Here is a 580-nt window from a genome sequence, read left to right on the forward strand (position 1 = left end):
AATAAATGAAAAAACACCCGTAACCCTACTATAGTGAAAATATGCACAAAACCACAATAGCGAGGTGTTACAGGTGTATTTTCACTATATCAACAAATTGGTTAATATTCCAGAGGTCCGTGTTAAAGACTTGTCATTTGAAGATGATCAAGGAATCGTCTATTTCCTTGTTGAACCTGTCCAATCTGTGCAGGATTGCCCTTGTTGTGGCAGCTCCCGCGTAAAACGGAATGGTATCCCTTATCATCGCCGAATCCGCCACTTACCACTGATGGCATGGCGGACCATTCTAGTGGCTCCATCGATTAATATGACATGCAAGCAGTGTGATGCCCACTTTGTTTGGCAATACGAATTTGTGGGGCCGAAAGAAACCTATAGCCATGCTCTGCAAAACCAATTGATCCAACAGGGACATGGCAACACAGTCAAGGCGATTGCCGGCTTCCAGGCCGTTCCTTATACAACAGCGGAAAGATATTATAAAAATGGGCTTCAGGCAGACAGAGAGCGCACACAAGCAACGTGTATCCAAGATGCGATAGAACGTGACCGGCTGGTGCTGGGCATTGATGATTTT

General features: G+C 45.0%; 1 protein-coding gene. It reads left to right on the forward strand.

The window, feature by feature from the left end; genetic code table 11:
- Positions 1 to 73 precede the first annotated feature (73 nt).
- Positions 74 to 580: transposase family protein (locus E4U82_RS19680; RefSeq protein WP_167751519.1), on the forward strand; the 507-nt coding region annotated here is incomplete at its 3' end.

Source organism: Lentibacillus salicampi, from assembly GCF_004565465.1.
GTDB lineage: Bacteria > Bacillota > Bacilli > Bacillales > Amphibacillaceae > Lentibacillus > Lentibacillus salicampi.